6 protein-coding genes, 1 tRNA gene and 2 pseudogenes are annotated in these 7,246 nt (G+C 64.4%); 3 read left to right on the top strand and 6 right to left on the bottom strand.

The annotated features are described in order from the left end of the window. Nucleotides 1–1,063, bottom strand: a 1,063-nt coding sequence (locus VGH68_RS14335; protein WP_331604303.1) for a polyphosphate kinase, incomplete at its 3' end; no start/stop codon positions are given. Nucleotides 1,064–1,265: 202 nt separating this feature from the next. On the opposite strand from VGH68_RS14335, the gene ppx reads away from it, so the two are divergent. After that, complete coding sequence (gene ppx / locus VGH68_RS14340) at nucleotides 1,266–2,891, top strand: exopolyphosphatase (protein WP_331604304.1); 1,626 nt, start codon at nucleotides 1,266–1,268, stop codon at nucleotides 2,889–2,891. A 179-nt stretch (nucleotides 2,892–3,070) separates the two neighbouring features. Here the strand turns inward: ppx and VGH68_RS14345 are convergent, their stop codons facing one another. The 3 genes and pseudogenes from VGH68_RS14345 to VGH68_RS14355 form a co-directional block, all read right to left on the bottom strand. After that, complete coding sequence (locus VGH68_RS14345; RefSeq protein ID WP_331604305.1) at nucleotides 3,071–3,883, bottom strand: GNAT family N-acetyltransferase; 813 nt, start codon at nucleotides 3,881–3,883, stop codon at nucleotides 3,071–3,073. 144 nt (nucleotides 3,884–4,027) lie between these two features. Continuing rightward, nucleotides 4,028–4,486, bottom strand: a complete 459-nt coding sequence (locus VGH68_RS14350) for a SixA phosphatase family protein (protein ID WP_331604306.1) — start codon at nucleotides 4,484–4,486, stop codon at nucleotides 4,028–4,030. Between the two features lie 285 nt (nucleotides 4,487–4,771). Further along, nucleotides 4,772–5,506, bottom strand: a pseudogene (locus VGH68_RS14355) (N-acyl homoserine lactonase family protein); the annotation flags it as partial. 6 nt (nucleotides 5,507–5,512) lie between these two features. Here VGH68_RS14355 and VGH68_RS14360 point away from each other — a divergent pair. Together VGH68_RS14360 and VGH68_RS14365 are read left to right on the top strand one after the other, a co-directional pair. After that, the gene (locus VGH68_RS14360; RefSeq protein WP_331604307.1) at nucleotides 5,513–6,205 is read left to right on the top strand and encodes an MFS transporter; all 693 of its coding nucleotides are present in this window, start codon (nucleotides 5,513–5,515) and stop codon (nucleotides 6,203–6,205) included. Between the two features lie 32 nt (nucleotides 6,206–6,237). Then, nucleotides 6,238–6,339 (top strand): annotated as a pseudogene (locus VGH68_RS14365) (cupin domain-containing protein); the annotation flags it as partial. A 185-nt stretch (nucleotides 6,340–6,524) separates the two neighbouring features. Here the strand turns inward: VGH68_RS14365 and VGH68_RS14370 are convergent. After that, nucleotides 6,525–6,601: transfer RNA gene (locus tag VGH68_RS14370), tRNA-Pro, on the bottom strand. Nucleotides 6,602–6,651: 50 nt separating this feature from the next. After that, nucleotides 6,652–6,810, bottom strand: coding sequence for a DUF3309 family protein (locus VGH68_RS14375; protein WP_331604308.1), 159 nt, complete (start codon nucleotides 6,808–6,810; stop codon nucleotides 6,652–6,654). Nucleotides 6,811–7,246: the final 436 nt, after the last annotated feature.

Below are 7,246 nucleotides of genomic sequence, written 5' to 3' on the forward strand. Positions count from 1 at the left end.
CGAGCACCGGTTGAAAGCTCTCATAAGGATGATGCAGCAGCACGTCCCCCTGATCGATCACGTCGAACATGCTGGTGCTGTTGGCGATCTGCGGCGGGATCGCTGGAATATGCGGAACGAATTTCAGGTCGGGCCGGTCCACCATCTCCGGCAATTGCATCAGCCGCACGAGATTGACGGGGCCGTCGGCGAAATAGCAATCCTTGGTGGTGAGGCCGCTTTCGTCGAGCAGGCGCCGCACGACATGCGTGGGCGTCTCCGCCGACACTTCGAGCCGCACCGCGTTGCCCAGATGGCGCGCCGGCAGTTCGCCCTGCAGCGCGACACGCAGATTGGTGATTTCGTCTTCGTCGACGAACAGTTCGCTATTGCGTGTGATGCGAAACTGGTTGCAGGTGCGCACCACCAGGTTCGGGAAAAGCTCGCCGACAAAGCGCTGCAGCAACGAGCTCAGCAGCACGAAACCATGCGGATAGCCTGACAGTTCCTGCGGCATGCGCACGAGCCGCGGCAAGGCGCGCGGCGCTTGCACGATGCCCATCATCGCCTGGCGGCCGAACGCATCCTTGCCTTCGAGTTCGACGACGAAGTTCAGGCTCTTGTTGAGCACGCGCGGAAACGGGTGAGCCGGATCGAGGCCGATCGGCGTGAGCACCGGCAGCAGTTCGTCGAAGAAGTAGTCGCGCGCCCATTCGGTCTGCGCTTCGTTCCACGCTTCAGTGCCGTGAAAATAGATGCCTTCTGCTTCGAGCGCGGTGAGCACCGTGTCGTGCAACATGGTGTACTGGCGATGCACGAGCCTCTGCGCGCGCTCGACCACGAGGTCGTACACGTGCTGCAGCGACATGCCGTCCGGCGACAGCGCGCCCGGGTTGTCGCGCATCTGTTCCTGCAGTCCGGCCATGCGGACTTCGAAGAATTCGTCGAGGTTGCTACTGGTGATGCAGATGAAACGCAGGCGTTCGAGCAAAGGGACGGCAGGGTCGGCAGCTTGTGCCAACACACGCTCGTTGAAACCCAGAATGCCCAGCTCGCGATTCAATAAGGGGTAGCGGATGGACATCGGCAGCGAGAATGGAATGTCAGGAAGGGAGACGTAAAGACGCTCGGAAATTCTCACAGTATGATGACGTTGTTATGACATTCTCGAAGTTATAAATTCTACGCCGTATTCATTGCGTGTCGTAATTATGACGCAGTGTGTGTGGGACCATAGGGCACCCCCATTACTGCGAGGCGACATCGTGAGGTCCGGTACGCTTAGAATGGCGTCTTTGAACAGCGCGGCCGGCCACAAGGCGCCCAAGGCATCCGGCGGACACCCGGCGCCTTCCGCGTCGAACGCCGCCGCGCTCGCACGCATGGAGTCCGCTTACTCGATGGTTACTACCCCGCAACTCCTTGCTGCCGTCGATCTCGGCTCGAACAGCTTCCGCCTGATCGTGGGCCGGGTCGAGGAAACCGACGCGGGCAGCCAGATCTATCAGGTCGACGCCTTGCGCGAGCCGGTGCGCCTTGCGGCCGGCCTGTCGCGCGACAAGATGCTCGACCGTGCCTCGCAAGTGCGCGGCTGGGATGCGCTCAAGCGCTTCGGCGAACGCCTGCGCGACTTTCATCCCGATCATGTTCGCGCCGTCGCCACCAACACGCTGCGCATCGCTAAGAACGCGGGCGAGTTTCTCGGCGAAGCGCAAGCCGCGCTGGGTTTTCCTATCGAAGTGATCGCCGGGCGTGAAGAAGCGCGCCTGATTTATGCAGGGGCTGCACACTCCGTGCCCGCGAGCGCGGGCAAGCGTCTCGTGGTGGATATCGGCGGCGGCTCGACGGAATTCATCATCGGTTCGCACTACACGCCGATCAAGATGGAGAGCCTGTATATCGGCTGCGTGAGCCACAGCCGCGCATTCTTCCCGGCGGGCAATGTCGACGAATACACGATGCGCCAGGCCGAACTCGCCGCGAGCCGTGAAATTCAGATCATTTCCGCCGAATACAAGAAAACCGGGTGGGAGCAGGCGATTGGCTCGTCCGGCACCGCGCGGGCGCTCGCCGAACTCGTCGAGGCGAATGGCTTCAACGATCCGGGCGTCACGCACGGCATCTCGCGCGGTGGGCTGGAGCGCCTCAAGCGCGCGCTGATCAAGGCGGAAAACGTCAATCGTCTGAAGCTGGTCGCGTTGAAGGGCGATCGTATTCCGGTGCTGGCCGGTGGCCTGTCGATCATGATCGCGGTGTTCGACGAACTCGGCGTCGACTATGTCGATACCACGGACGGCGCGCTGCGCCTCGGCGTGCTGTACGACCTGCTAGGCCGTTCGCAGCACGAGGACATGCGCACGGTGACGGTGGAGGGCTTCATGCGCCGCTATGGCGTCGATCGCGCGCAGGCGGGGCGTATCGGCGAGTTGTCGATGAGCTTCTACGACCAGTTCGTCGAGCCGGACGAAGAACGTCGCGTGGAAAACCGCATGTTCATCGGCTGGGCGGCTTCGCTGCATGAAATCGGGTTGTCGATCTCGCATAGCGCGTATCACAAGCATTCGGCGTATATCGCGAGCAACGCCGACATGCCGGGCTTTTCGCGCACCGACCAGGCGCGCCTCGCCGCGCTTGTGCTCGGCCATGCGGGCAAGCTCGGCAAGCTGTCGCAGACGCGCGATGTCGAATGGCCGCTGCTGTTCTGCCTGCGGCTCGCGGCATTGCTGTGCCGTCGACGCGCGGACGTCGGCCTGCCGGGCATCACGGTTACCCAGGCGAACGGCGGCTACGAGGTGCGTCTGCCGAACGAGTGGGTCGCCAACAATCCGTTGACCGACTACAGCCTGATCCAGGAAGCGGCGGAGTGGGAGAAGGTCGGGATTCCGTATCGGGTCGTGTATACCGACGATTGATGCGCGGCCCCGAAGTGCGGCCCCGAAGTGCGGCCCCGAAGTGCGGCCCCGAAGTGCGGCCGCTGCTGCGTGCCAACGCGCATGCGCGAGATTCTCAACGACCAAGCCCGGCAACACATGTCGGGCTTTTCATTTCGCATGGGCCGGCCGGCCATCGCGACCGGCCGCGTTCAGCGCGCTTACTGCGGCAATGCATCACCGAGGAAGTGACGCGCATAGCGCGCATTGATATCGGACAGGCGGAACAGCGTCAGGAAATCGGCGGTGTTGAAATCGGGATCCCATGCCGGCGCGCCGCAAATCTTCGCGCCCAGCCGCAGATAGCCCTTCACGAGCGGCGGCGGCGCGACCTCGGCGCCCGTGTGCAGATCGTCGACGGGCAGCGGCGTGTGCGCAAATGCGCGATATTCCGGCGCCGTCAGCGCGCTCTCGCGCAGCGAGCAGTACAGGTTCGCCGCATAGTGACCACCGTCGACCATCGCGACGCTCGCGCAGCCGAGCATCGTCTCGTAGCCGTTGTGCTTCATATACGCAGCGAGCCCCGCCCACAGCGACATGATGACCGAGCCGCTGCGGTAGTCGGCATGCACGCACGAGCGGCCGACTTCGACCATCTTCGCGCGCAGATGCGTGAGACGCGACACGTCGAACTCGCTTTCCGCGTACAGGCGGCCGATGCGCGCGGCCTGATGCGGCGGCAGCGCGCGATAGGTGCCGACCACTTGCAGCGTGTCGAGATCGCGCACCAGCAGATGGTCGCAGTACGAGTCGAATGCGTCGACGTCGAGGCCTTGGGGTCCGGTCAGGCGCGCGCCCATTTCGTCGGCGAACACGCGGTAGCGCAGACGCTGCGCTTCACGCAGTTCCTCGTCGGTGCGCGCCCACGACACTTGCAGCCGATGCTGCGCGGTAACCGTTTCCTCGGCGCGCGGCAGACGGCGCGATTCGAGCAGCGAGGCGAAGGGCAGGGTGGGCGTCGGCAGTTCTCGCATTGGCGGTCCTGATCGAAAAAAGAGGGATTTCTTTTTTCGCCAATGTAGTAACGCGTGGTGACGCTTGCATGGCAAACCGATGACGATTGGATGACTGCCCGTAAGCCGCGCGCGCGAGTCTTGTAATGTCGGGGAGGGCCGCGCTCAGATCAGATCCGGAGTGATGGCCGCACGCAACACCGCCTGGTCTTCGCCGTCGCGCTCGCGGCTGGCAATCCACCAGATGCCGGCCTTCTTTACAGGCCAGCTCGCGTGGATGTCGCCGATCAGGCGGGCGGCCACGTGACCGAGCGTCGGCTGATGTCCGACGATCACCACCGCCTGCGCGATCCCGCCGGGCCAGCCGGCCGCTGCGAGCACGTCGTTCGCGCTCGCGTTCGGCGCAATTTCGCGCACCACGCGATACTGGTCGGTCAGCGTTTCCGCGGTCTGGATCGTGCGCACCGCGGGGCTCACGAGCACGATCGCGTCATCGGGCAGACGGGTGCGCAGCCATCTGGCGGCGTTTTGCGCCTGCTTGCGCCCGCGCGTGGTGAGCGCGCGGGAGAGATCGCTGGAGGCGACGTCTTCGGCTTCGGCGTGACGCCAGAGGATCAGGTCCATGCGGGTCTCCTTCAGGCGCGGGTACAGACGTGGCGCTGCGCAGGCGCCGGGTCGCTGCGCGCGGGCGGCGGTGACTGTGCGTTAGCACAGTGCCATGTTTGCGCAGTGATGCGCAAGCGCGGTGCCCGCTCTGGGCGCTGACCGCAGTTGCCGAGTCGCGGCGGCGCTTCGTTAGCCGCCGGGGCCGGCCGCCAGCGGCCCAGTGGCCCCGCGGCCCCGCGGCCCAGCGGCCCAGCGGTGCGACAGCCTCCCGCATTCCTCCGCCGTTCAACGGCAGCACACCGCTCAACGCGGCGCGGTATCGAGCCGCACGATCCAGCCTTCGGTCTCCCTGCTCGCGGCCGGATAACGCGTCAGCACGGCGGGATCGTGCCCAGGCACAACGTGTTGCGCGGAATCGGCCAGTTCATGCACGCGGCGATACGCTTCAATCACGTCGCCGACGTTGTAGACGGCCGGAAACGGCCGGTTCTGTTCCATGTTCGCGTACAGGTGCGACGCATCCGGCGCGAGCACGACCCAGCCTCGCTCCGTATGCACGCGCACCACCTGCAGCCCGTCGGTATGGCCGCCGACGCGATGTACGCTCAAGCCCGGCGCGATCTGCGACGCGCCGTCGTGAAACGCGACGCGGCCATCGAAGACGCGGCCCACCATCGACTTCACGTCTTCCGGATCGAACGGATGATTGAGCGCGCCGTGACACATGCAGCGGCCCGTGCAATAAGCCATTTCCCGGTCCTGTACGTGATAGCGCGCTTGCGGAAACAGCGAGCGGTTACCGGCATGGTCATAGTGCATATGCGTGACGATCACGTCTTCCACTGCGTCGGCGCGAATGCCGATTGCGGCGAGACCCTGTTCGACCGGATGCGTGATGATGCGGCGGCGTTGCGCACCGACTTCCGCGTCGAAGCCGGTATCGACGAGAAAGCTACGGCTCTCGCCGACGACCGCCCTCACGAAATAGTCGAGCGGCATATTCACGTCGTGCGGATCGCCGCCGAGGAAGTTGGCCTGCTGGCGATGTACTACGTGCGCAAGGTCGCCGAATCGGAGATCTGGAAGAGCGAAACCGAAGACAAGCCGGCCGTCGCCGAAAAGCTGCCGCTTTCCGATCTGCTGCGCGGCAAGAGCGGCCGCAGTCTGCTGCAGGTGCTGGTGATGATGACGGGCTTCTGGCTCACGCAGAACATCATCACGATCTTCCTGCCGACGGGCCTGCTCGTGAAGACGCTGCATCTGAGCGGCTTCCAGATGAGCGCGACGCTGATGCTCACGTATTTCGTGCTGTTTTTCGGCTACATCGGCGCGGGGCTGATCGCGCAGCGTATCGGCCGGCGCCGCTTCTTCGTGATCGTCGGTCCGTTGATCGCGACCGTCGGCGCGCTGCTGCTGTACGTGCTCGCCAACGTGGACGGACTGTCGCTGCCTGCCATCATGGCGCTGACCTGTGTGCTCGCGGTGCTGGTGACTTCACCGTGGGGCGTGATCGTCACGTACATCAACGAACGCTTCGTGACGGACGTGCGCGCGACCGGCTTCGGCGTCGGCTTCAGTCTGTCGGTGATCATCCCGTCGTTCTACGCGTTCTATATGAACTGGCTCGGCGCGTTCATGCCGTTGCGTCTGACCTCGGTCGTGCTGCTGTGCGTGGGCGGGCTGCTCGGCATGATCGGCGCATTGATGGGCCCCGAAACCAGGGATGTCGATTTTTAATTGCGTAGCAGAGGAAGGGCTGTCATGAACCGCTGTCCGAGCGTCGTAGCGATACGTTCACGGGCACGGTCTGGGCTGATCCGGTGATGCCCGCCACCAACGGTGTGACGATCAACACGGTGTTTTTCGCGCCCGGCCCGTGCCGAGCCGCTCGTGATGCGCTTCGACGCGACGCTGGGAATCCGTTCGCGCATGCCGCTCGGGGCATTGCTCGCGGCGACGTCTTTTCGCAGATGAGACGCTGACAGCTGCCGTTTGTCCGGCAGCAGAAATGAGAAAGGGGTTACAGGCCGATGGCTTGTAACCCCTTGCTTTTTCGTGGTCGGAGCGAAAGGATTCGAACCTTCGACCCTCTGATCCCAAATCAGATGCGCTACCAGGCTGCGCTACGCTCCGACGAATCCGAGATTCTAAGGGGTGGGGACCAGAGGCGTCAATCCCTCAGCTTATATTCGACCCATCAACAGCAAAATGATCACGACGATCAGCACGACACCGATGAGGCCGGTTGGCCGGTAACCCCAGCCGCTGCTGTAGGGCCAGCTTGGGAGTGCACCGATCAGCAGCAGGATGAGCACGATAAGCAGGATGGTTCCGAGGGTCATCGCCGTTCTCCTTGTTTGGGCCCGTCAGGGCCACTGGGGGCTGCAGGGTCTTGCCGATTCGGCGCATGCGCGCCGCGATAATCGACGTGCGTTTCATGCGCGCGTCGCTGGCTGTGCAGCAGCAAGGCGCGTGCCCATTGCAACTGGCGACCGGTGCGAAGGATTGTTTGCGGAGCGGCGAGGGCGGTGAGGTCGCTGGGCCCGACGCGGCGGCCTCTAGAAACGGAAGGGAAGATCGGCGTAGTCGCATGCGCGTCGACGATGGCGCCAATGCGCGCGGCGAGCTTCGATCAGCGCGCTCAATGTGATCCGGCTAGCCGGCGCCGATACGATCTTGCGTTGCCGCCCGCCGCCCGCCGCCCGCCGCCCGCAGCCCGCAGCCCGCAGCCCGCAGCCGGCGCGCGCTTGTCGCGTTGCCGCCCAGCACCGAGTCGCA

The organism is Paraburkholderia sp. (assembly GCF_036488505.1).
In the GTDB taxonomy this organism is placed as follows: domain Bacteria; phylum Pseudomonadota; class Gammaproteobacteria; order Burkholderiales; family Burkholderiaceae; genus Paraburkholderia.